Here is a 22,319-nt window from a genome sequence, read left to right as displayed (position 1 = left end):
AAAATTAATGAACAGGTGGTGAAAAAATGAACGAAGCCGTAGGAAACCTTGACTTTATGGAATTGGGGCAGGCTATCCAAAAAGCCCGTGAGAAGCAGCGAATTACAAGAGAGGAATTAGCCGAGGAGCTTGGCATTTCGGCAAGGCATTTGCAATCTGTGGAGAAAGAGGGGCAGTATCCGAGCTTTCGGCTGTTTATTCAGCTTGTTACAATGTTCCATATATCCGTAGACCAGTACATACACCCAGACAGTCCAATAGGGAAAACAACTTTACGTCGGCGGTTAGATGTGCTTCTTGATACTTTTGATGATGCGGAACTGACTATCATAGCAGGGACGGCGCAGGGGATATGTACGGCAAAAGAGCAGCCAGAGGATTGACCTCTGGTTTTTCTTTCACCCGTTCTGCCATCAATACGCAGGCAAGCCGTACCCGTAGATAGAGCCGCTCCCGACTGGATAGCTCTGCTGTTTGCAGGCATCCCCAGAGTTGCCCTCCACGGTGTAGACCGTTCCATTCTCGCACTTCTCCACGATTCCCACATGGTCGATTGAGCCGTCGCTCCCCCAATCAAAGAAAATTAGGTCGCCTGCCTGCGGCTCATAGTTCTTATCCTGCCATTGTCCTTTGCCCTTGAACCAGTTCACACCGTCCGAGCAGAGGGAGAATTTCGGGATGATGCCGCTTTCCAGATAGCCGCACTGGTCGGCACACCACGATGCGAAGCAGGCGCACCATTCCACACGCCCACCAAAGCCGTACCAGCTCCAATAAGGCTGTCCGCCCTCGTTGCCGAGCTGCGTCAAAGCAACCTCCACAATGGCATGGTTTCCTCCGCTTGTAAACGCCCGCCCGTATGGGTAGTAGCGCAGCACATGAGCGGGGTACTGCGTGTCGCCGTATTTCTCCCAACCGAGCCGCTGCGCCTGCATTGCGGAGAACTCCACCGCATTTGCATAGGAATAGCCGCCATAATTAGTCTTTGCCCATGAGATATACCCATTGCCGAAGTTGTAGCCCTGCAAGGCGAGCTTGATGCGCTCCATGTCAATCGGGTTCTCCACCTCGGCTGAAACAAGGGCAGCTTTTAGCTCCTGCACGCCGCACTCAATAGAATATTCGGGGTCTTTGATGCCGTTCGGCTCATGGGGGTATTTCTTATTGAAGCTCCCCTCCGCCGCCTGCATCGGGTCGCTGCCCTTGCCGCCAGATTCCTGCATCATCACCGCCTTGATAAGCTCCACATATTCGGGGATTCCGTACTGTTTCGCATACTTCTGTATCAGCGGCGTGTAGGCTTCCACCTCCGCACTGACAGGCGTATAGGCTGTGCTGTCGCTGCCGCCCCCGAACAGGGAAACGGCGCATCCAAGCAGGACGACGATGAGGATAATCACGACGGCAATCCAGCCGCCTGCGATAAGGGCGGAAATCAACGCCTTAGTCCCCACTATGATTGCCTTGACCGCCGCAATGGTCGCCTTGACCGTGGCTTTCGTCGCTTCGGCTGTCGCCTTTGCGGTGGCTTTTGCCGTCTGCGCCGCTTTCTGGGCGGCTTTGGCGGACGCTTTCGCTGTTTTCTGCGCCGCCTTTGCGGTCTGCTCCGTGGTTTTAATCGCCGTTTTGGATGTTGCCTTTGCGGTTTTCACGCCTTTTTCCGTCGCCTTGATTGTCCCTTTTGCTGTGGTCTTGACGGTTTTTTCCGCATTTCTGGCGGTTGTCTTTATCATCCGCTTTCCCTGCTGTCTGGTCTTTATCAGTGAGTTTGCCGCCGTCTGGGGCGTTTCGGTCTTGGCAGAAGCAACAGAAGTAGCGGAAACAGCGGGACGGCTTGCAGTCCCTTGTATTTCCTGCAAGCCGTCCTGCCTTATTGTACGCACGGCGTTTTGCCCTGTCTTGTTCCGCATTGTTTTCTGCTCTGCGGCTTTCTTCGCCCGCTTTGCCTTAAAATCGGCGATTTTATCTTTCGCCTTACCGATATTTTCTTTTGTAATCTGGGCGTTTTTCTGCCCCTGCTTATTAAACTGGTGGATGCCCTCGTCCTTGATACGCCCCGAAGCATGGGAAACCTTGTCGGCGGCATATTCCGTGGGGGAATTTTCCTCCGCATAATATCCCTGCTCCGCCTTATCCTTTGTTTTGGCGTAAGCGGATTTCATTCGACTGCCTGCTATGGCGGCTTTGTCTAAAGTCTTAATCGTCCCTTTGACCGCATCTCTGGTCTTTATATCAGCCATAAAATCCGACCTCCTTTCCCAGAAGATTTGCGGTCATATCAATTTACCTTTTTTGCCACGACGACAAGCCTGCCGTTCTGCGCCGAGTATTCGCAGGTGGAGAGGGTAATGAGCTTATCCCCATATTCAGCGGTCACGCCCGTATCATACAAGGCAAGTTCCTTACACTTCCCGATATAGGCATCAAACTCTTTTTCATTCTCCGCATGGACAAAATCATAGTAGCGGTAGCCCTCCGAGCTGTACGCCACGGTTTTAAACACGGCGATGATTTCATACTCTGCCTGCTCCGTGAGGGTGTCAAACTGGACGGTCTTATGCTTCTCATAAAAGCTCTTGGATTTGTAATCTTCCAACGCCCCGAACATCCTGCCGCCTTTGATGTGGTGTCCGTAGATAACCAGATTGTCGCTTGTGGGGATGTCGCAGTCCTCTTGGATATACGGTACGCCTAAGTCGCTGTATTCCTTTTCAAAGCTGTGCTTCAGATAGAAGTTGGGATTGTTCCTGCTCTGCATGACGGGGTAGTTGATGCTTGTTCCGTCAATGGCAATCCACCCGACCATATCCTCATTCTGCAAATACAGTTCTTTGTATTTTGCCAATATATCCTCGCCCTCGCTGACGGGCGTCTCCTTATCTTTTGGCGGTTCTTCCTCTGGCTCGGCGTTCTCCACGACCTCGGCAATCTCCGCAAAGGCTTCCGTCTGCTCGTCTATCTGCTGGTAATGGCTGTAAATCTTAAAGCCGCAAAAAACCGCTGCTCCTAAAAAGGTAACAGCGGCGGCGGTACAGAGAATGGTTTTATAGTTCTTAAAATTCATAGGCATTTCCTTTCCTTTTTATATTTTAACGTGTATGCTCCGCCTGCTTCTTGGGCGTGGGTAAATCCCTGCAATATTCGGGATACCGTGCCTTGATGCCCTCCATGAAATACGGGGCGAACTCGCAGCAGAACAATTCCTCTGGCGTAAAGAGTTTCTCACGCCCCTCCTCGGCGTAACCGTTCCAGAGGTTAAAGGCAAGGTGGCAGACCTTGACCGTTCCGCTTGTCTGCCATCCGCCGTGCATCCCCTCTGGCTTGATGCAGTCCGTCTTAAAATCGAACATGGCATTGATGTTCTGCCTTGTTTCCCCCGCAATCCCCATCACATAGAAAAACGCCCTGTGATAGCAGTCGTTTACCCTGCATTTCATCATACTTTCCAGAAAAAAATCACGGTGGGCTGCGTTGCGAAACCTTATCTCTGACATAAAAATCCTCCTTTCTCCTGCGCCGATACGCTGCAATCTGTTTCTTTTTGCAGCCGTGGCAGAATGATATTCTCCACATAAACTTCATTGATTTCAGAAGCGATAAAGTCACGCCCGTTTTTGATGCACTGGACTACCTCGCTCCCAGAGCCTGCAAAGGGGATTACCACTAAATCGCCCGCCTTGCTGCTTGCAAGCAGCATCCGTTCCGCCAGTTTCTCTGGCTTCTGCGTGGGATGCCCTGTTGCTTCTTTATAATTAGGCATAATCCTCGGAAACTCCCACACGTTTCCGCAGGATTTCCCCTTTGGGTTTTTCCTTTTGTCTTTTTCGCCGCCCTCATCATAGGGGATGCGGACGGCGTCAATGTTGATTTCATGCAGGGGGTTACTGTAAAACCACAAGAACTCCGCTTCATTCCGATAGGTCGCTTTCGCAGGTCGCCCCGTCCTGTAATTCCAGACAATCAGATTCCGCTTTATCCATCCAAACTTGTCTAAGACGTGTGTGGAGAGCTTGTCTATCATCTGGCAGCTCCCCCAACAGTAAAACGCACCCGTGGGCTTCAAAATCCTGTGGCATTCCCCCGCCCACGCCAGACACCATTCCAGATATTCCGCAACTGTCTGGAACACAAAGTCAAAGTCCCCTTTCATACGGTAATACGGCGGGTCGGCAATCACTAAATCCACGCTTCTGTCTGGAAGTTCCCGCAGCACTTCCAGACAGTCGGCAGGATAAACACAATTCCTTTCCAAAAATGCCATCTTTTTAGCACTCCCCAAATTTCGTCGTCATCAGTTTATACAGTTCCGTATTGCGTGGAAATTTATTGACGAAAGGCACAAGGGAGCTGCCCACTTTCAAAAGCCCCTGCCCCGCACCGACATTCGTGATATAACTCATCTGCAAATCGGAGATGTTAAGGAGCTTCGCAAGCTCGATGCGGTCTGTGGACGCCTGATTCAACATGATGATAAACTCGCTGTTGGCAAGCATCGTCCTCGCCGTATGGCTCTGCAAGAGGTCGTCTACGTTCTGCGTGATGCCCGTGCAGTACGCCCCGTACTTACGCACACGTTTCCAGAGGGTAAAGAGGAAGTTGGCACTGTATTCATGCTGAAAGAGCAGATAAATCTCGTCAATGAAAATAAAGGTGTTCCTGCCTTTCGCCCGGTTCTGGGTGATGCGGTTTAAAATGCTGTCGAGGACGACAAGCATACCGATAGGCTGTAACTGCTTGCCCAAATCGAGGATGTCGTAGCAGATAAGGCGGCTGTGGGTGTCCACGTTCGTATGCTTGGCAAAGGTATTCAAACTGCCGTCCGTAAACAGCTCAATCGCAAGGGCGATTTCCTGCGCTTCTGGCTCGTCCTGTTTTAACAGCTCCTCACGGAAGTCCTGCAAGGTCGGAGGTGTACCCATATAGTTGCCCTGCTGGTAATGGCGGTAGACGCTCGCCGTGCAGCGGTCAATGATGGATTTCTGCTTTGCCCCAAGGCTTGCCCCGCCGATAAGCTGCTCGCAGAGGGATAAAATAAACTCTGACTTCAAGATGACGGGGTTCGCACCGTCGCCGTAATCAGAGTTCATGTCCATTGCGTTGATGTGGTTGTCGCTCGTCGCCGAGATGTGGATAACCTCGCCCTGCATCGCCTTTACAAGAGGGGCGTACTCTCGTTCGGGGTCTATGACCAAGACATCGGCGTTAGGGTCGGTCAGAATGATGTTCGTCATTTCCTCCTTTGCCGTAAAGGATTTGCCCGCACCAGACACGCCGAGGATAAAGGAATTTCCGTTCAAAAGGTGGCGGCGGTTGGCGATTATCATGTTCTTTGAAATGACGTTCTGCCCGTAATACACGCCGTCCTTATGGTAGATTTCCTGCACACGGAAAGGAATAAACACCGCAAGGCTCTCCGTGGTGAGGGTACGCAGGGCATCTATTTTCCTCACGCCGAACGGCAGGGCGGTGTTCAGACCGTCCATCTGCTGGTACTTCAGCACGGCAAACTGGCAGAGATGCTTCCTTGCCGTCGTGAGCAGGGCTTCCGTGTCATTGTCAAGCTGCTCTTTGGTGTCTGCGGTATGCACCATCGTAAGCACGGCAAACATCATCCTCTGGTCACGGGTCGTCAAATCGTCCAGAAATTCCTTGCTTTCCTTTCTCTGCTGTTCCAAGTCGTAGGGGATGACGGCGGAAAAATTGTTGTTCTGGTTCTGTTTCCTCTGCCAGTTCGTGATGTTGGTTTCCACGCCTAAAAGACGGTTTTCCACCTCCCGCACGGCTTCGTCTGTGGGAACAGGAACAACATCAACAGAGAGCATCATGTTACGGTTTAATTCGCAAAGCTCCGCCACCATGCTGTCCTTGATATAGGCGGCGTACTCTCTGAGGAATATCACACGCCCGTAGCGTTTGCCCATCTTAAAATAATCTTTCTCAAACTCAAAGGAGTCGGGGCAGATATAGTCCTTGAAGTCGTGTCCTTTCCGCATGGTCTGCACCATGTCAAAGGAGAACGCCGTTTCCTCGCCCGTGCGGTAAAAATCATGGAAGATACGCAGCTTGTCGTTAGCATCCAGTTCCGTACACTTCGAGCCTAAACGGTTAAAATGCCCGATAAGGTCAGCACCGACACGGGCAAAATAATTCCTCGCTTCCTCAATGTTCTTCTTGCAGACGGAAACCGTCACATATTTATCCTGCACGGTGGAGTTTGCCCCCGTTGCTTTATCGAGCAGCATCTTGTTATACTCTTTGCGGTATTTATCCAAATCGTCCTCCGCCATCGGGATTAAGATGGTCTGCTCAAAGTCCGCTTTATTGAGCCTGCGATTGTTTATCGTGATTTTCGTGGTCGCCCCGCTATCGAGGGCGTTAAGAAGCTCCGAGTATTCGAGGAACATCGCTTCCTTGTCCTCACGGCTTGCCACGGCGTAGTTGATGTCCTCAAACTTAAATGTCTTTGCGTATTTGTTCCTGCCCACGAGGAAAATGCCGTCCTCCCACATGGTCTTTAACGGGATGACCGCCTGCACCGACTTCGGCACGATGAATTTCTCCCTGTCCTGCTTGAACAGCGTTTTCAGCGTCTTAATCATAATCTACCTCCTTGCGCTTTCTTGATTTCTTGGGCTGCTTTCGCCCGTCTGTCTTTGTTCTTTTTTTCTGCGTTTCCCCTTTTTCCGTTTCTTCTCCTGCACGGCGGGCAATCCTTTCTCATGTGCGTCCAGTGCCTGCTTCACCGCTTCGTAATATAAATTCTCTGGGACAAATAGAATCTTCTTCGGCATCAGAAACTGCGACTTTATCCACGCACACACAAACTGCTCGGCGGTCATGCCGTTGTACCTTACAAATCCCATGACCGCAAAAGGGGAAGCCCCCAAGATGCACATCCAGCTCAATGTTTCCGTCCCGAACCTGCCACGGAGCAGGAAGAACAAGCCGACCGCCACGCCGCAGGCAAGCACGGAAAACAGGAACTGCCGCATCGACAGCCCGAAGAACATGGATTCCGTGTAGTTGCGGATTTCCTTATTTATCTTGACTTCCATATCAGCACCTCTCCTCCCCGACATCCCCCGTCGAAATAAAGAGGATGCTGCGTTTTGGGATATATGCAAATCCAGAAATGGCATCCCCGATTTCAAATATCTCGTTATCGTCAGCTTTTTCAAATTTTCCTACCAGCCCTTTTTCAGCAGGCAGGTCATAGGCTTCGGAAGCCCCGATGACTTCTCCATTTAACAGATGGATATTATAATTCTGGCAATACTTCGTTTCTTTTTTCATTTCAATTTTCCTTTCCTGTTGGATAATTACAAGCCCATCATTTCCCTTACCACACGGTCTGCCATCTTGACCGCACCGACAAGGACGAGCATATTGAACACCAATTCCCCGATATAGCCCCACACCATCGTGACCGCCGCCGCATCGGGGTTGACTGCGGGCGGGGACGCCGCAAACACCGAGAAGATGATGCAGGCAAGCACGATAATCGCCCCCTCAAGGCACACGGCGGAGTAGCTCTTGATGAAGCTCTTTCCCACGCTCTGGCTCGGCTCTCCCGCAAACGAGGACAGCGGCACGGGGGCGATGGCGGTATATAAATATAGCTTGAAAAATCTCCCGTACACCGACATTATCATAATGAACGACAATACCGTGATGAACAGCCCGCCTATCAGCGTGACCGCCCATAGGGGGATGCTCTCGAAAAATCCGCAGTCCTCCACGGCTGTCACTATCTCTGTCGGCAGCACGGTCTTTTGCGCCGAGCCGAAACCTGCGGCTTTCATAATGGCGGAAATCACGCCCTGCACGATTTTAAACAGAGCCATCATCAGCTCCAAGCCGTATGTGACCGCACCTTTCGCAAGGGTGAAGCGGATGAACAGCTTCAATGCGTGTTCGGGCTTCTTCACGCTTGCAAAGTCGCCGCAGGTACGCATCACGCCCACTACAAAGAACAGCACGAGCAGGGCAAGCCCTATCGCCTGCAACGCCCCGTGGATGTCAACAATGACTTTCCATATCGCACCGCCTTTAAAGGTTTCGGGGGATTGGGTGATGAGCTGCCATATCTCGGCTAACTTCTCATTCCAAGTGTTAAGGGCGTTCTCCAAGTTCTGGACTACCCAGTTATCAGACACATAGACCACCTCCTGTTTTTTCTGGATAAATGTTTATCTGGACATCAGACGCCACTTCATTGCCCCACACATCCCAACCGTCCGCTTTATTACGGGCAAACAGCTCCAACCTCGGCAAATCCCCCATAAGCTCAACGATTTTTTCCCTTGCTTCATCGGGCTTCTGGCTATGCCCACGCAGAGGGCTGATAAGGAACTGATGCACACGGGCGGATTTCCTGCGGATTTTCCCTTTTGTGGCAAGCAAACAAATTTCTGCATTGCCCCTCGTCCAAAATCCCAGACCAAAAAACCATCCTTTCCCGCTTTTATTCTGCTTCAGCCAGACAAAGGCGACTGTCTTGTACTGGAATCCCCATGCCTTAATCACCTGCAATGCTTCCTGTAATTGTGGGAAAGTCGCCCATAAAAACAGCACGCAGTCGTCAGCCGCCACTTCCGCAATATTTAATTTGCAGATTTCACCTACGCTCATGGTACTGTAATGATGTTCCGCAGCCCCAGAAAGATTTTTCTGGTCATAACGCCATGGCGGGTCAGCGTAAATGATGCTGTATTTTTTTACATTCTCGATAACTTCAACACCTCCATCCTTAAAGTTGGATAACGGAGCAAGTTCCGCAAGGCGGATCTGCCCCGTTACCCCTGTCTTATATCAGTCTGTTATTTCAGTCTGTTTTGGATTAGCCCGTGATGAGGGTCAAAATCTCTTTCGCAAAGGTAATCACAACGCCGCCCGCCAGTGTGAGGAAGCCGTTCGCCCTCTGGGACGGGTCGTGGGATTTCAGCGACAAGCCGACCTGCACGATGCCGAAGCCGAGCATAATCATTCCGACCGCCCGTATCAGACCGAAGATGAAATTGGAAAGGTTGTTGACAACGGCAATCGGGTCACTGGCGGCAAAGGCGGTCACGGACGTTCCGAGCATCAGAGCCGCAGCCAGTACCGCCATGCAGTAGAAGCGGAAACCTCTTTTTACCTTGCCTGTCATCGGCAGTTTCTGGGTTGTTTTGCTCTGGTTGTTCTCGTTCTTCTTAAAAAGTTTCATAGGGTAAATCCTCCTTATAAATTGAATATTTCTTCCAAGTCCTCATCGGACAGAAGCTCATAGGAAGTGCTGACAGGGTTAAGCGTAACAGCGTCTTTTGGAATATCCCCGCCAAACACAAAGGTTGCGACCGCCTGCATCGGCTCGCCGTGGATATACGGCGGCTTCCCACCGTCGGCGGTCAGTTTCACGTTCGGGTGTTTCAAGATGTCGTACTTCAAATCCATGACGGGACGTTCCCCACGCACAAAAAGAAGTGCGTAGCGGTTGTCCAGCATACGCACCTCGTCTGGGGTTAAAAGCTCACGCCCCGAAATCTGGTAGTTGGTGGAATAGTTGCCGCTCCGCCCAGAGCTTTTCCCATAGGTGTTCGTGTCTATCGTGGCTTTTCCAAGAAGCTCACTTACAAACTTATGGGTACTCTGCTCGTTGCCGCCGAGATAGAGGAACTCGTCGGCGTTCCCGACGATGCTTTCCCATTGTTTCTCGAATAATGCTTTGAGCTGTGCCAGATTTTGCAGGATAATCGAAACGGACACGCCCCTTGACCGCATGACGCTCAAAATCTTGTCAAAGTCATCGGGCAAACTGACGTTCGCAAATTCATCCATAATGAACTGGCAGTGGACGGGCAGGCTCCCGCCGTACTTGTGGTCGGCGAGGTAGAATAACTGTTGGAATAGCTGCGTGTATAACAGCGACACAAGGAAATTGAAACTGGTGTCGTTGTCTGGTATCAATGCGAACAGTGCAACTTTCTTCTCGCCCAAAGACGGCAAATCCAATTCGTCCGTGGCGGTCAAAGATGCAAGGCTTTCCAGATTGAACTTCTCAAGCCGTGCGGCGAGGGTTATCTGGATGCTCTTTAGCGTCTTGGCACTTCCGCTGTGGTAATCACGGTAATATTTCAAAGCGATATGCTCTGGGTTTACCATCTCAAGACGGTCAAACAGTTCGTCAAGCGGGCTTACATAGCTGTCGTCGTCCTCCCTTACCTCGCCCGCCCTTAATAGCTCCATCACCATCGGGAAATTCTGCTCGTCTGGCGGGGCTTCGTATTTCAGATAGAACACGAGGGACAGAAGCAGCATACTCGCCGCTGTGTCCCAGAACGGGTCTTGCGACTGGCTTCCTTTCGGCGTGGTCGCCTTAAAGAGATTCGTCACAAGCCGCTGCACGTCGTTGTCATTTCTTAAATAGACAAAGGGATTGTAGCAATGGCTCTTGTGCATATTGATTAAATCAAGCACACGCACCTCATAGCCTTTCTTTTCCAGAAGCCCGCCCGTGTCACGGACAATCTCGCCTTTCGGGTCTAAGATTACCATTGACGTGTTGCACTGCATGACATTGGGCTTACAAAAAAATCTGGTCTTTCCTGCGCCAGAACCGCCCACCACAAGGATATTTAAGTTCCTCCTGTGTTTCTTCCCGTCAAGTCCGATGCGGACGCTCTGGGTCAGCAGCTTGTTCTCCGATGCGTTTTTATCTCGGTATTTTTTATTAAGCGTACTTGCATTGCCCCATTTGGCAGAGCCGTGTTCCTCCCCCTTGCGGTAGTTCCTGCGTGTGGAGAAATAAACGCCGATTCCCATGCCGTAGGCAAGCAGGAAAATAAGGACAATTCTGGGAGTGTCCTCACATACCGTTATGGAAAACGGGTTCTCCATTGCCACGGACAGGTTGCCGATTATCTCCACGATGCCGCCGCTGACATAAGGGGCAGTCAGCAGGGCAAGCCACACGACAGGCACGATTCCGCAGAGGGAGAGGATTAAGCCCGCCTTATAATCATCACCGTTCTTCATGGCACTTGCACGGGGCGACCTTTACTTTCTTGGTCGGGGCGAATGCCACCCTGCTTATCAGCTCGTCAACAGGCTCGGTGGGGCGTTCCTCCTGTATCTGCTGCGTCCGCAGGGTGTTGAGGGCATTGAGGACGATGTTCTTATCGTATTTGTCCAATGCCAGATGGTATCGTTCTTCTTTCATGGTCTGCACCTCCGATTATTAGCGTTCCTGCTCTTTGGATTTGGGCGGCTTGTTCTTCTCAAGGCTCTTATACATGTCCGACTGGATTTCGCCCAGAACGTCACGCATCGAGCCAAGCTGCCCCTTAAATTCCTGCGTTTCCATGCCCGCAAACTCTTTCGGGAGATTGTCAAAGCGGAAGCCTTTGGTGTCCACGCCGTAGCGGGAGCTTACCATATAGGCGACGCAGAACGACTTGAACTCTGAAGCGTCACGGCTCTCCTTATGCTTGAAGTCAAAGACCGCCGCCGACACTTCCTTTGCCATGCTGACAAAGAGCTGTTCTTCATTCAATCCTGTCTTGACGAAGATTGTCTGCTGCGAACTGTCGTAGAACGCAGGCAGCTCAAGCTTATCATCTGGCACAAAGGAAACGGGGCTTGCGTCAATCATCGCCGACACAAGCTCCCGCATGGTTTTGGCTTCCTGCGGCTGCTGCCTGTCCTTTGCCGTGGTCTGGGAAATGTCGTAGACCACTTTTGCGTTGTAGCTGACCGCTTTTGAGCCGTCCTCCCGCTCGTACTCTTTCCCCGGCTCAAGGATAGTAATTTTCTGTGCGTCCTTGTCCACATAGGCACGGCTCTGTTTCCAACTGCCGTAGTCTTTAAGCTGCGTCGCTTCGGGCATCTGTGCCGAAACCAAGATGGCGTTGTTGACGGAGTAGCGGTCAAAATGCCCCTGCACGTCAAGGTACTGCTGAAACGCACCTCCGTCCGCCATCATTTTTTCGCAAGTCGTGTCTATCAGCTCATAGGCTGCTTTCCGCTGCTCCTGTTTCTGCGCCGCCCATTCCTCTTTGTTAAAAGGTCTGCCGCCGCCGCTGAATACGTCGTAAATGCTCATGCTCATCTTGCTCCTTTCGATTTTGGTTTCCGTTTCCGCTTCTGGGGCTGCTTATGCTCCGTCTTTCCTGCGGGCGGCTTCTTCGCCCTGTCGGAAGATTTTTCTTTTGCAGGGGAAACGCCCGCTTCCTGCTCCTTGCGGCTCTCCTTGATTTTCCGCAGTTCCTCCCTGACTGACGGCTTCTCCGCCTTAGCCATAGTAGCCCCCTCTGCGGGCTTCCTTTGCTGCTTTAAGGTAGGCTCGGACAGAGGGGATTTTTCTGTCTTTGCCACCGAGGGGTTTGGGGCGTTTTCCTCTTTCTGCATGGGCTTTCCCATAAGGGCATCCATGAGCCTGTCTTTCTCCGCCTTTTCTTCCACACCGACGTCTGGCTCTGGCTGACCGTCCTTTGCCCCTGCGTCTTTTTCTCCTGCGGTCTTGGCATCTCTCGCCTTTCCCTTTTCCCCTTTCGATTTCTCCGCTTCGGTCACGATAGAAGCGGTGTCCACCGACGCAAGGCTGAACCGCTCCACGATGCGGCTGATTTTCGATGCGTCCTCCGTACGGGCAATCACGTCCACTTCCGCATTGGGGTCTTTGTTCTTACGGTCTGCCAAAACGCAGTAGAGTACGCCGTATTTCTTCGCTTCCTGCGTGAACTTCTTCAAGTCGCCGCTCTTTACGGTAAAGACTTTCAGTTCTTTCCCAGAGCGGAGCATGTTTGTGAGCCTTGCCTTTCCTTTAGTTTTCTGTTCCTCTTTTAAAATGGAGTAGAGCAGGATGGCGATGTTCTTCGCACCCGCCCCCGTGATTCTGGCTGCGACCTCAAATCCCTCCAAGCTCATCCTTACGATTTGCTCCGCCGCTTCGCCGCCTGTGTTCATGCTTCATCAGCTCCTTTCCTTTCTGTTCTTTATCATCTGCCCGTATGACATTTAATTTTTCTTTGAGGGTGTCGCTGCGGGCTTCGATTCCCTCGCACAATCTGACCTCCTTCCGTAGTGTTTTCATGCGCCCTGTGATTTCCGACAAACGAGCCTTGACCGATTCTTTATCTTTGCCGCTTGCCTTGCGGCTCTGGGAGTAAAGCCCCTTGCGCTGTTCGGTCAGCTCCTGCATCTCGGATTCCAGAGAGCCTTTATAAGACAAAAGCTGCCCCGCCGTGTCAATATGGTTGCGGCAGAGCAGCCTTGTTTCGTTGGTAATGGCTTCCATCTTCAGCAAGTCGTCTTTCAGAAGATAGTGAAGCCTTGCATAATTCGGTTGTTTCTTCTTTGGCAGGATGCCGAGCTTGTAGCAGTAGTGGAGATACAGCCCACGCAAGCCGCCGATTTTCTTGGCATCCTTTAATGTGCCTTTTACCTTTATCACTCTGACCTGCGGCTGTTCTTTGGAAAAGCTCTGGAACTTGACCGCATAGGAATTTTCCCTTATGCGTTCCGTTATCCTCTCGTTGGTGTAGTCTTCGCCGAGCTTGTAGAGCCGCTTCGGTCTTTGCCATCCCTTGCCGACTATCGTCCAGTATTTTCGGTTGGGGTCAAAATTGATGCGGTATCCCATTTCCGACAACTGGCGGTCGAAGTCTTTCAGCGTGAACGATTTTGAGATGGCTTCGTCCACCGCCTGCCGTGCCACGGCATCCCTCGTAGGCAGACCGTTCTTCTCGGCTTGGCAGAGGACATAGGGCTTCTTCCTGCCGCTTGGGTGTTCGATGACCGATAAGGAATACTCACGGCACAATTCGTCCGAACGCTGGCGGAGCAGCCGCAGGTTCTTCTTGTTGTCGTAATAGTGCCTGCCGTCAATATAAGAAACCGAGTTGACGACAAAATGGTTGTGCAGGCATTCCGTGTTCAGATGCGTCGCCACAATCACTTGAAACCTGTCGCCCCACATCTTCTCCGCCAGCTTCACGCCGACCTCATGTGCCTGCTCTGGCGTGACCTCGCCCGCCTTGAAGCTCTGGAAGCCGTGATAACAGACTATTTCACTCTGGTCGTTCCATTGGGCTTTCGCCATCATCATCTCATCCCTTGCAGTGGTCGGGTCGCAGTTTACGCCCGTGACAAAAAACTGACGCTCGGTCTTGTCGCCGTTGGTGGCATACTTCATCACGTCGCCCATCGCCTGCAAGTCTGCATCCGTGTATTTGGGGTTGGCGGTCTTTTCTGGGTTCTCGGCGTAGCCGATGGGGTGGTCGAGCCTGCCCTTTACGTCCCATATCTCGCAGACCGCCATCAGCCAGACATCTTCCTCGGAACAAGGTAGCATCTGCCCACGTTCAGACGGAAGTCACGCCACCGTTTGGCTTCGTCGTAGAGCATCGGCGTGTCCACAAAGTTTAGGGCGTTCGCCTTTGCCGCAAGCTGGTTGATGCGGTTGCCGATGGCGGACAGCTCCCGCATGATTTTATAAAACTCTGGGTCTGGCTTCTCGCACAGGCGGTAGCCCATGACCATCGACTGGAGCAGGGCTTGTCTGGAATGCCCCGCCCTCTCCGCAAGGGAGCAGAGGTATTCAGCTTCTTCCTCTGTCAGTCGGAACAGTATCTGCACGTTTCGTTTCCGCATTGGCATCCCCCTTTCCCTCGGAGAGCCTGTTAATCTGCAACACGCACATACACGCCACGCCGACCATGCCGCCGAGCGTCGTGCCGAGAGCGAAGAACAATAAATCTCTCATCCTTAAAAACTCCTTTCTTCCTGCCGCACTCTGGCGGCGGTCTTTTCCACGGGGTATTAGGGGAGCTTTCCCCTAACAAGCGAATTTTGTTTCCATCGGCTGATGGATAACCAAATTCAGTGCTTGGTAAGACGTGTCTTTAATCCCCGTCCCCGCAACAGCATCCTTTACACACCGTTCTGAAACACGGACAGCCCGAACAACAATCGTCCTCAAAATCCTCTCCCTCGGATTCGTTTTCTTCCCCTGCGTCCTCCATAGGGTCGTTAATCTCGGCTTCGCCGCAGACAAAATCCCCGTCGGAAAACTTCACAAGGTCGGTGTCAAACAGGACGGTCTTTAACTTCTCCGCCGCCTGTTCGGGGCTGTCGGCATGGATGGAAACGGTCTTTGCATAGTGGGCGACAAGGGTCACTTCATAATTTTTCAATCGTTCTTTCCCCCCTTTCGGTCTGAAATTTTGTTATGGTTACGGTCATTTCTTACTGAAAATCTTCATTCAGTCAGCGGGCATCCCTCCTTTCACGGCTCGGTTTCTGCCTTGCAATCCCCAGATAGGACATTAAAAAATCGTTGAAGTCCTTGCCGATTGGCGGCGGTTCATCAACAATTCGGTAGTCTTTCTGCAACAATTCTTTCAAGGCGGCGGTACATAAACGACCTGCTTTGTCCTTATCCAGATGCAGAAATATGGTCTTGATTTGCGGGTTTGCTTTCAAAAAAGTCGTGAGGGCAACGGGGATTTTGCTTTCTTTCAGCTCTTTCTTCGGCTGGTACACGCCCGACAGGGAGAGAAGATTCTCCGCTTTATAATCTTTTCCCTCACATTTTAAATAGGTGGCGTAGGAGAGTAAATCAATGGCGGCTTCAAATAAATGCACGGCATCGGTCGGCTCTTTTGCCAGCAAGCGAAACGAATACCGCTTGTCGCTGCCCGATGCGTCACGCTTGAAGCTCCGCATCGTGCCACGGCAGGCGGCGTACTTTGGCGTCCCACTTTCATCTTTCCCGATGAAAACAGCGTTGTGGTAGTCGGCACTTTCAAATATAATCCCCTCGGCAATACACTCTTGGATAAGCTGGTAGTCAATGCCACGCCCGAAAAGATACTCCGTCACCCTGTCGCAGTTTTTGTTCTTCGGCGGCAGGAGCAGCACCTTTGGCTCGTCTTTTTTCACGGCAGGGGGCGGCGGCTTCCAGTCCGCCATCGTCTGTCCCGTGAGGGTTTCCACGGCTTCCACAAAGCCGTATTCCTTGACTTTCATCAGATAATCAAGGGCGGAATAGCCGCCGAAGCCCCTCGACCACCAGTACCATTTGCCGTTGGAAATCTTCAAGCTGTCATGCTCAGCGGTACAGTAGACGTTCGTCGTGCCTTTGACTTTGACAAGGTTGCTCGGTTCGTAGGCTCTAAGATAAGACAACAAATCTATCTGCCTTGCCTGCTCAAGTACGTCTGGGTCAATCTGCACATAGGGTTTAGATGCTCTCATTCAAATAAAAATCACCTCCAGAAATAGAATTAGCCGAGGGATTTTCGTAAATGAAAACCTCTCGGCTATGTAAAAAACAATATCAAGTTTATACTAACATCATTTTTTCTTGACTAGTTCACTAATTGTGTCCCTTTTCAGATGCCACTTTGGAAAGCTTTATCAAGAAATCATTCAAAACATTATTCCATATATTTAATTCTGAAACACACTTTTTAAGGTTATCTTTATAATGATTTTCATTGATTCCTAATAATTCAAACAGTGTTCTGCGATATAATAAACTTATTTTTGACGAATATAAAACGGACTCATTTCCAGTAAAATGTAAGCCTTTTTGTTTACGCTTGATGTGCATTATCCGAACTCTGCTATTAACCATTGTTGATAAAAACTCATCATAATTATTGGATAATTCATTTTCAAAAATATCTGTACCAAATTTATCAATCAAAGCTTCTAAACAGTTTCTAAGAGTTGTTCCACGTTCCCCTGGAAACAAAGATGAGAAAAGATTGGTATGTTCTTTTACAATTTCAATAAGAGGTTCTGCTAATTCCACCAAAAAAGCACATTTAACATCTACTGTTATTCCACTATTGCTTACTGAATAAAGATACATTTGATGCACCACATCTAATTCATCAAGCAATTTTTCCCATTTATAAAACAAATCCGCTGTAATGACAGAATCAAATTGCATCATTTTGTCATTAGAATAATTACAAAAATCGGCAGATGAAAAGTAAGATAGCCGCCTCTCTATAAGTTGTTCTTCATAAGAATGTAATATATCTTCATTTTCCATATCAGATTCAGATAATTGAATTTTTGATAATGGGATAAACGTGCCATCCAATAACATTAACAACCGTTCAATACTTAAAAACAGTGCATCCAAATCAAATACGGAAACATCCTCATCGGAAGTTACTGTTATTTTTCTAATTCCTAATTGTTCAATACTAATATGAAAATTCTTCCCCTTTTTAATGTCAAAATTAACTTCATGCGGACCGTCTAACATCATTTTTTCATCTTTAAAGGTAGCTACTAAAGATTTGCACGCTACTATTTGCTCCATACTTTCTTTCCTCCTTTTAACACATTTTCTTCACAAAAAAACACATTCTCATATTTACTAATTCAAACTATAAGTAGTCCAATCTGTAAAATTACTTACCTCATCTTTAGTAAATATTAGAATGTGTTCTTTCGTATTTTCGTTCAGAATAAACTATTTCCCGAAATTTGTCAACAATATTTTGTGATTTCTTATAAAAAAAATCAAGATATAGCGTTTATTGTCTATCCGAACTATGTAAAAGACGGCATCAGCACTCACGCCGACACCGCCTTTCCCTCGGTCAGTCCGTTATAAAATCCCTGCCTTTTTCAGATACCCCACGCTGTCATAGCAGCCACGGAAGTAAACCGACTGCATCTCCATGTCCGTAAGTTTGTTTCTAAGCTCCATTACTTCAATCAACGCTGCACATTCTTCCTCGGTCAGTTCCGCCGATGTTTCCGTGTCAAACACTCCCAAGACTTTCGGATATTTCCCATAAAGTCTCTCAATCTCGGCTCTTATGGCACGGTATTCCTCGTTTTCTCTGGACAGCTTTGCCACGACAGAGCCGAGGTATTCATTGAAGATATTGCTGTGGGCGTCTACAAAAGTTTCAAATCTGAACGTATCAGACATTCCTCTTCACCTCCGATTTTTTCTAATCGTCCTTATTATAATACCCCAAAATCAGCAGTACAAATGTGCAAACTGGATTTAACGCTCCCTATCCACACTTTTTTTCTCTGGCTGTTCGTCGTTCTGCTCTGGTTCATCGTCAATAACAGACTTGTCCTTTTCATTCAGATTCAGTTCGATATTGAGGGCGTTCAGCCGTTTCGTCTTTTCTTTCAGCTCATTTTCAAAGGCAAACGGCTTCTTCACTTCCTCTTTTGCGGTTTCAAGCTGTGCAATGGTTTCCTCCTAGTATAATAATGGTGTAGTCAAGAATGACTACTGGTTAATAGTTACAAAGTCCAATCTAATAAATCTATATAGATATAACGGAAGGAGGAGTTCCCCCTCCATCAGAAGTTATAAAGTAACATTATTTACCATGTCTGAGGTTTCCTTAATGCACCAGACAAAAGATAGAGGTATAATCACTGGAGGCAGGATCATTGACGACACCTCCTTGGGAACCGGCCTTCCGGCTGGTGAAACCTCTTAGAAAGTCTGTCAGTCCATTCGGTGGTGATTTATGTTTTGGCTGGTTGGGAAGCCCCAGGCTATACCTGTATAAACCGCTAGGTTGTGTATCCGCCCTCTGGAAATGGATGCCTGCCAGAAAGGATAAAACCATGAAATACCCAAAAGTACTTATGATGCTTGAAAGCATCCCTTATCTCTCAGTCGGGCTTGATGTCGGCGCAGACTTCACCTGGATGTCCATCATGCTGCCCAATGGCATTCTCACCGGGAAACCTTTTAAGATCATTCATTCTGATCCGCAGTCCCGTGAGCTTGCTGTCGCAAAAATAAAGGAAGCACAAGAGATGTATTCCCTCGAAAGCCGCTGCTTCCTTGAGTCCACCGGGATCTACCACATCCCGCTCCTGTACTTCCTTCGTGATAAGGGGTTTGACTGCTCAGTCATTAATCCTATCATCACTAAGAATAGCACAAATATGAACGTAAGGAAACTGCATAATGATAAATTTGATTCAAAAAAAGCTGCCAAAGTCGGCCTGGATGCTTCCCTTAAGACTTCCATCATACCAGATGATGAGGTCATTGACCTGCGCAACCTGGTACGGGACTACTATTACTTCAAAGACCTGCAGTCCGCTGTCGTCCTGAAGCTCACGGCGGAACTGAAAGTGTCCTTTCCCGCATACCGGAAGGTGTTTAGCACGGTCACTACCCAAACTTCCTTAAATCTTCTGGAAGCTTACCCCTTTGCCGCAGACATGCTTGCCGCCCCAAAAGACATACTTGTGGAAACCATACGCAAAACCGCACGTTTCGGTGAAAAATATGCCGTTTCCAAATATGATGCCATACGTGCTGCCGCAAAGGACGCCGCTGTTTTCGGACGTGCGCTTCAAAGCAGTGCACTCCGGATCCGGCTGTATATCAAAACCTACCGGGAATACCAGGAGCATCTGGACAATATACTTGAGGACCTGCATAAGGCTGTTGATAAGCTGGAAGGGACGCCGGTTTATGACCGTATCTTCCTTCTCCAGTCCCTACGTGGTGTCGGTTTTCTCAGTGCAGCCGTCCTGATCGCTGAAATGGGCTCCTTTGACCTGTTTTCTTCCCCAAAGAAGCTTTATGCTTACTTCGGCTTGGATCCTGCCGTGAAGCAATCCGGCAAGTTCAATGGGGATAAAGTCCACATGTCCAAGAGGGGTTCTAGCCTTGCCAGGCGTATCCTGCATATGGTGGCTATCAATAATCTTAAGGTGGATAAAGGGACAAAAACACCAGTAAATCCAGTTATCCACGGCTATTATACCGACAAATGCAAAAGCAAGAAGAAAAACGTGGCTGTCGGGGCTGTCATGCATAAAATCTGCAATATCATTTTTGCCATGCTCCGGGATAATAAACCATTTGAGATCATCACTCCTCAGGAACACTGTGAGCGGTATCTGGCAGCGCATCCCGACAAGATACAGAACGCAGCCTAACAGGTTTATCATGAATTTTAAAGATTTCCACATGGGTGGGCTTATTAAAGTTACCCTTTTTTACATCAACTGCTTGAAAAAAACTTTTTTAACATTTTTCACTTTACCTATTGACATTTCTTAGCTGGACTTTCTCGTCTTGGCGGCTTCCAGTCTGGCGGGGATTTTGGCAATCTCATTCTCGATTCGGGTCAGATTGCCGATGGCATCCGTCCCTAAATCTACCTTATATTTCCTCATTCCGCAAAGGTTCAGACAATAGTGTGCATTGACGGTATCATAGAAAACCTCCATCTGAAAGCCACGGTAGCTGCCGATTTGTATCGGCTGTGACAGCGGGTTTTCCTTGCAGATGGCAAGGAGCATCCCGCCTGCGTCCGCTTTTTCTTTGTAGGTCACGCCGTTTAAGGTCATCGGGCAGAATTTATCCTCGCCCTGCGGCTTGTGCTGGCTGGCAATTTCCACATCGTTTTCGTAGCCTATAATGCGTTCCTCATACTCCTTAATCTCCTGCGGGTAATGCTTCAGTATCCTGTCCTCAAGGTCGTAATGTTCGGAAAGGTAGCTCTGCTTCAAAACTTTCAGCTTCGCCACCTGCATATCCAAGTCCATTTTTTCCTTAAAGCGTTCGTCGCCCGTGGCAAGCATTTTCACCTCCGCAAAGGAGAGGGCGACCTCGTCCACGTCCTCGGCAGAACGCACGGGGCTTTTGCTCGTCATTATCTGGGAAATGAATTTCTGCTTTCCCTCGACGAGCTGATAAAGGTACGCATCAAAGGTCTGTTCCGTTACATAGCGGTAAACTTCCACTTCGGGAAACATATTTCCCTGACGTTCCAGACGACCTTGACGCTGTTCCAAGCACGACGGCTTCCACGGGCAGTCGAGGTTATGGATGGCAATCAATCTGTCCTGCACATTTGTACCCGCACCCATCTTCTGGGTAGAGCCGAACAATATACGCACCTCGCCGCTCCTTACCTTTGCGAACAGCTCCTTTTTCTGTGCGTCGGTATTCGCTTCATGGATGAAACGCACCTGCTCCGCAGGGATTCCACGCCGTATCAGTTTTTCCCTCATGTCGTCGTAGACGTTGAACATACCGTCATTTTTCGGTGTGCTGAGGTCGCAGAACAATAATTGTGCTGCCTTTGTGTCGGCGTGTTCCTCCCAGATGCGGTACATATTGTCCACGCAGGCGTTGACTTTGCTGTTCGGGTCGTCTGGCAGCATTGGGTCAATCAACCTTTGGTCTAGGGCAAGCTGCCGCCCGTCGTTTGTCACTTTGAGCATGTTATCTGTTTGTGGTTTTACGAGCCTTGCACGGATTTTCTCTGCCCGCTTCGCAAGCCCCGCCACCATTTCCGTCTGGATTTGGCTCGGCTTGGTCTTGATGTTGTGGTAATTGACCTTTGGCACGGGGAGCTTCAGCATATCGGCGGTCTGGATGTCCGCAACCTCACGGAACATCTGCATCAGTTCTGGCAGGTTGTAGAACTTCGCAAACCTTGTCTTTGCTCGGTAATTCGTCCCCTCTGGGGCGAGTTCCAGAGCTGTGACTGTTTCGCCGAACGTGGAAGCCCAACTGTCAAAATGCTGCAACCCGTTCCTTGCGAGGGTGTCATACTGCAAGTACCGCTGCACGGAATACATCTCGACCATCGAGTTACTTATAGGCGTCCCCGTTGCGAAAACTACGCCACGGCTGCCCGTGATTTCGTCCAGATAGCGGCATTTCATAAAGAGGTCGGAGCTTTTCTGGGCTTCGGTCTGGGCGATGCCGCCCACATTCCGCATCTTGGTAAATAAATAGAGGTTCTTGTAAAAATGACTCTCATCTATAAAGAGCCTGTCTATGCCCAGTTCCTCAAAGTTTATCACGCTGTCTTTCCGCTTGGTGTCGTTCAGCTTGTCAAGTTTTGCCTTGATTGCTTTCCTCGTTTTCATGAGCTGCTTGACCGTGAACTGCTCCCCGTGGGATGCCTGCACGTCGTCAATGCCACGCTCAATATCGTCAAGCTGGCGCATGAGCTGTTCCCTCTGGCGTTCCTCGCTGATGGGAATTTTCTCGAACTGACTATGCCCGATAATCACCGCATCATACGCCCCCGTCGCAATCCTGCCGCAGAACTTCTTGCGGTTTCCCATTTCAAAATCCCGCTTGGTCGTGACAAGGATGTTCGCACTTGGGTAGAGCCTTAAATATTCCGATGCCCACTGCCCGACAAGGTGGTTTGGCACGACAAACATGGATTTCTGGCATAAGCCGAGCCGCTTGCTTTCCTGCGCTGCGGCGACCATCTCAAAGGTTTTTCCCGCCCCTACCTTGTGTGCAAGGAGCGTGTTGCCGCCGTAAAGGTGATTTTGTCAAGATTAGTTGACAC

At 49.7% G+C, this 22,319-nt stretch carries 24 protein-coding genes and 1 pseudogene; 2 read left to right on the top strand and 23 right to left on the bottom strand.

Features of this window, described 5'->3' with window-relative positions; translation table 11 throughout:
- Positions 1-26 precede the first annotated feature (26 nt).
- A complete protein-coding gene (locus VSQ32_05385) occupies positions 27-383 on the top strand; it encodes a helix-turn-helix transcriptional regulator (GenBank protein ID MEH2942301.1) in 357 nt (118 codons plus the stop codon).
- A gap of 30 nt (positions 384-413) precedes the next feature.
- Here VSQ32_05385 and VSQ32_05380 read toward each other — a convergent pair whose 3' ends face one another.
- From VSQ32_05380 to VSQ32_05275, 22 genes are all read right to left on the bottom strand, one after another.
- Positions 414-2,240, bottom strand: a complete 1,827-nt coding sequence (locus VSQ32_05380; protein ID MEH2942300.1) for a lysozyme family protein — start codon at positions 2,238-2,240, stop codon at positions 414-416.
- A gap of 38 nt (positions 2,241-2,278) precedes the next feature.
- Positions 2,279-3,064, bottom strand: a complete 786-nt coding sequence (gene srtB / locus VSQ32_05375; GenBank protein ID MEH2942299.1) for a class B sortase — start codon at positions 3,062-3,064, stop codon at positions 2,279-2,281.
- Between the two features lie 25 nt (positions 3,065-3,089).
- Positions 3,090-3,494 carry a DUF6075 family protein gene (locus VSQ32_05370; protein ID MEH2942298.1) on the bottom strand — a complete coding sequence of 135 codons (405 nt, stop codon included), beginning with the start codon at positions 3,492-3,494 and terminating at the stop codon, positions 3,090-3,092.
- Positions 3,482-4,261 carry a site-specific DNA-methyltransferase gene (locus VSQ32_05365; GenBank protein MEH2942297.1) on the bottom strand — a complete coding sequence of 260 codons (780 nt, stop codon included), beginning with the start codon at positions 4,259-4,261 and terminating at the stop codon, positions 3,482-3,484. The genes VSQ32_05370 and VSQ32_05365 overlap by 13 nt, the downstream gene beginning before the upstream one ends.
- Positions 4,262-4,265: 4 nt before the next feature.
- Entirely contained in the window at positions 4,266-6,599 is a 2,334-nt protein-coding gene (locus VSQ32_05360; protein ID MEH2942296.1) for a DUF87 domain-containing protein, read from the bottom strand.
- A 3-nt stretch (positions 6,600-6,602) separates the two neighbouring features.
- Positions 6,603-7,055 (bottom strand): PrgI family protein, encoded by a 453-nt coding sequence (locus VSQ32_05355; protein MEH2942295.1) that lies wholly within the window; start codon positions 7,053-7,055, stop codon positions 6,603-6,605.
- A gap of 1 nt (position 7,056) precedes the next feature.
- Positions 7,057-7,293, bottom strand: a complete 237-nt coding sequence (locus VSQ32_05350; GenBank protein MEH2942294.1) for a hypothetical protein — start codon at positions 7,291-7,293, stop codon at positions 7,057-7,059.
- Positions 7,294-7,319: 26 nt separating this feature from the next.
- Positions 7,320-8,156 carry a hypothetical protein gene (locus VSQ32_05345; GenBank protein MEH2942293.1) on the bottom strand — a complete coding sequence of 279 codons (837 nt, stop codon included), beginning with the start codon at positions 8,154-8,156 and terminating at the stop codon, positions 7,320-7,322.
- Positions 8,149-8,730 carry an MT-A70 family methyltransferase gene (locus VSQ32_05340; GenBank protein MEH2942292.1) on the bottom strand — a complete coding sequence of 194 codons (582 nt, stop codon included), beginning with the start codon at positions 8,728-8,730 and terminating at the stop codon, positions 8,149-8,151. The genes VSQ32_05345 and VSQ32_05340 overlap by 8 nt, the downstream gene beginning before the upstream one ends.
- A gap of 109 nt (positions 8,731-8,839) precedes the next feature.
- Positions 8,840-9,205 carry a glutamyl-tRNA amidotransferase gene (locus VSQ32_05335; protein ID MEH2942291.1) on the bottom strand — a complete coding sequence of 122 codons (366 nt, stop codon included), beginning with the start codon at positions 9,203-9,205 and terminating at the stop codon, positions 8,840-8,842.
- A gap of 14 nt (positions 9,206-9,219) precedes the next feature.
- Positions 9,220-11,013 (bottom strand): type IV secretory system conjugative DNA transfer family protein, encoded by a 1,794-nt coding sequence (locus VSQ32_05330; GenBank protein MEH2942290.1) that lies wholly within the window; start codon positions 11,011-11,013, stop codon positions 9,220-9,222.
- Positions 11,000-11,197, bottom strand: a complete 198-nt coding sequence (locus VSQ32_05325) for a hypothetical protein (protein MEH2942289.1) — start codon at positions 11,195-11,197, stop codon at positions 11,000-11,002. The genes VSQ32_05330 and VSQ32_05325 overlap by 14 nt, the downstream gene beginning before the upstream one ends.
- A gap of 18 nt (positions 11,198-11,215) precedes the next feature.
- Positions 11,216-12,079: a hypothetical protein gene (locus VSQ32_05320; GenBank protein MEH2942288.1), complete on the bottom strand. Its 864-nt coding sequence runs from the start codon at positions 12,077-12,079 to the stop codon at positions 11,216-11,218.
- A 2-nt stretch (positions 12,080-12,081) separates the two neighbouring features.
- Positions 12,082-12,942 (bottom strand): DUF3801 domain-containing protein, encoded by an 861-nt coding sequence (locus VSQ32_05315; GenBank protein MEH2942287.1) that lies wholly within the window; start codon positions 12,940-12,942, stop codon positions 12,082-12,084.
- Entirely contained in the window at positions 12,884-14,296 is a 1,413-nt protein-coding gene (locus VSQ32_05310) for a relaxase/mobilization nuclease domain-containing protein (GenBank protein MEH2942286.1), read from the bottom strand. Before VSQ32_05310 ends, VSQ32_05315 begins: the two co-directional genes overlap by 59 nt.
- The gene (locus tag VSQ32_05305) at positions 14,296-14,628 is read right to left on the bottom strand and encodes a plasmid mobilization relaxosome protein MobC (protein ID MEH2942285.1); all 333 of its coding nucleotides are present in this window, start codon (positions 14,626-14,628) and stop codon (positions 14,296-14,298) included. Before VSQ32_05305 ends, VSQ32_05310 begins: the two co-directional genes overlap by 1 nt.
- Positions 14,576-14,740 (bottom strand): DUF3789 domain-containing protein, encoded by a 165-nt coding sequence (locus VSQ32_05300; protein ID MEH2942284.1) that lies wholly within the window; start codon positions 14,738-14,740, stop codon positions 14,576-14,578. The genes VSQ32_05305 and VSQ32_05300 overlap by 53 nt, the downstream gene beginning before the upstream one ends.
- A gap of 139 nt (positions 14,741-14,879) precedes the next feature.
- Positions 14,880-15,170, bottom strand: coding sequence for a hypothetical protein (locus VSQ32_05295; GenBank protein ID MEH2942283.1), 291 nt, complete (start codon positions 15,168-15,170; stop codon positions 14,880-14,882).
- Between the two features lie 73 nt (positions 15,171-15,243).
- On the bottom strand, positions 15,244-16,233 hold the full coding sequence (locus tag VSQ32_05290; GenBank protein MEH2942282.1) for a DUF3991 and TOPRIM domain-containing protein: 990 nt from the start codon (positions 16,231-16,233) through the stop codon (positions 15,244-15,246).
- 121 nt (positions 16,234-16,354) lie between these two features.
- Positions 16,355-17,317: a HEPN domain-containing protein gene (locus VSQ32_05285; protein ID MEH2942281.1), complete on the bottom strand. Its 963-nt coding sequence runs from the start codon at positions 17,315-17,317 to the stop codon at positions 16,355-16,357.
- A gap of 291 nt (positions 17,318-17,608) precedes the next feature.
- Complete coding sequence (locus VSQ32_05280) at positions 17,609-17,938, bottom strand: DUF6664 family protein (protein MEH2942280.1); 330 nt, start codon at positions 17,936-17,938, stop codon at positions 17,609-17,611.
- Between the two features lie 78 nt (positions 17,939-18,016).
- Entirely contained in the window at positions 18,017-18,184 is a 168-nt protein-coding gene (locus VSQ32_05275; GenBank protein MEH2942279.1) for a hypothetical protein, read from the bottom strand.
- A 416-nt stretch (positions 18,185-18,600) separates the two neighbouring features.
- On the opposite strand from VSQ32_05275, the gene VSQ32_05270 reads away from it, so the two are divergent.
- Positions 18,601-19,935 (top strand): IS110 family transposase, encoded by a 1,335-nt coding sequence (locus VSQ32_05270; GenBank protein MEH2942278.1) that lies wholly within the window; start codon positions 18,601-18,603, stop codon positions 19,933-19,935.
- Positions 19,936-20,061: 126 nt separating this feature from the next.
- On the opposite strand, the pseudogene VSQ32_05265 reads toward VSQ32_05270, so the two are convergent.
- Positions 20,062-22,293: pseudogene (locus VSQ32_05265) on the bottom strand (helicase-related protein).
- Positions 22,294-22,319 lie beyond the last annotated feature (26 nt).

The organism is Lachnospiraceae bacterium JLR.KK002 (assembly GCA_036941025.1).
Taxonomy (GTDB): domain Bacteria; phylum Bacillota; class Clostridia; order Lachnospirales; family Lachnospiraceae; genus Petralouisia.
Note: the sequence above shows the minus strand (reverse complement) of the source record. Positions and strands in the feature narration are given on the sequence as shown.

What these genes read in the sequence shown, in the direction of transcription:
- VSQ32_05335 (MEH2942291.1), bottom strand. Translation starts at nt 9,205, where the DNA reads ATGAAACTTTTTAAGAAGAACGAGAACAACCAGAGCAAAACAACCCAG.
- VSQ32_05385 (MEH2942301.1), top strand. Translation starts at nt 27, where the DNA reads ATGAACGAAGCCGTAGGAAACCTTGACTTTATGGAATTGGGGCAGGCT.
- VSQ32_05325 (MEH2942289.1), bottom strand. Translation starts at nt 11,197, where the DNA reads ATGAAAGAAGAACGATACCATCTGGCATTGGACAAATACGATAAGAAC.
- VSQ32_05350 (MEH2942294.1), bottom strand. Translation starts at nt 7,293, where the DNA reads ATGAAAAAAGAAACGAAGTATTGCCAGAATTATAATATCCATCTGTTA.
- VSQ32_05380 (MEH2942300.1), bottom strand. Translation starts at nt 2,240, where the DNA reads ATGGCTGATATAAAGACCAGAGATGCGGTCAAAGGGACGATTAAGACT.
- VSQ32_05330 (MEH2942290.1), bottom strand. Translation starts at nt 11,013, where the DNA reads ATGAAGAACGGTGATGATTATAAGGCGGGCTTAATCCTCTCCCTCTGC.
- VSQ32_05305 (MEH2942285.1), bottom strand. Translation starts at nt 14,628, where the DNA reads ATGCGGAAACGAAACGTGCAGATACTGTTCCGACTGACAGAGGAAGAA.
- VSQ32_05355 (MEH2942295.1), bottom strand. Translation starts at nt 7,055, where the DNA reads ATGGAAGTCAAGATAAATAAGGAAATCCGCAACTACACGGAATCCATG.
- VSQ32_05285 (MEH2942281.1), bottom strand. Translation starts at nt 17,317, where the DNA reads ATGGAGCAAATAGTAGCGTGCAAATCTTTAGTAGCTACCTTTAAAGAT.
- VSQ32_05365 (MEH2942297.1), bottom strand. Translation starts at nt 4,261, where the DNA reads ATGGCATTTTTGGAAAGGAATTGTGTTTATCCTGCCGACTGTCTGGAA.
- VSQ32_05300 (MEH2942284.1), bottom strand. Translation starts at nt 14,740, where the DNA reads ATGAGAGATTTATTGTTCTTCGCTCTCGGCACGACGCTCGGCGGCATG.
- VSQ32_05370 (MEH2942298.1), bottom strand. Translation starts at nt 3,494, where the DNA reads ATGTCAGAGATAAGGTTTCGCAACGCAGCCCACCGTGATTTTTTTCTG.
- srtB (MEH2942299.1), bottom strand. Translation starts at nt 3,064, where the DNA reads ATGAATTTTAAGAACTATAAAACCATTCTCTGTACCGCCGCCGCTGTT.
- VSQ32_05310 (MEH2942286.1), bottom strand. Translation starts at nt 14,296, where the DNA reads ATGGCGGTCTGCGAGATATGGGACGTAAAGGGCAGGCTCGACCACCCC.
- VSQ32_05320 (MEH2942288.1), bottom strand. Translation starts at nt 12,079, where the DNA reads ATGAGCATTTACGACGTATTCAGCGGCGGCGGCAGACCTTTTAACAAA.
- VSQ32_05315 (MEH2942287.1), bottom strand. Translation starts at nt 12,942, where the DNA reads ATGAACACAGGCGGCGAAGCGGCGGAGCAAATCGTAAGGATGAGCTTG.
- VSQ32_05280 (MEH2942280.1), bottom strand. Translation starts at nt 17,938, where the DNA reads ATGTCTGATACGTTCAGATTTGAAACTTTTGTAGACGCCCACAGCAAT.
- VSQ32_05290 (MEH2942282.1), bottom strand. Translation starts at nt 16,233, where the DNA reads ATGAGAGCATCTAAACCCTATGTGCAGATTGACCCAGACGTACTTGAG.
- VSQ32_05270 (MEH2942278.1), top strand. Translation starts at nt 18,601, where the DNA reads ATGAAATACCCAAAAGTACTTATGATGCTTGAAAGCATCCCTTATCTC.
- VSQ32_05360 (MEH2942296.1), bottom strand. Translation starts at nt 6,599, where the DNA reads ATGATTAAGACGCTGAAAACGCTGTTCAAGCAGGACAGGGAGAAATTC.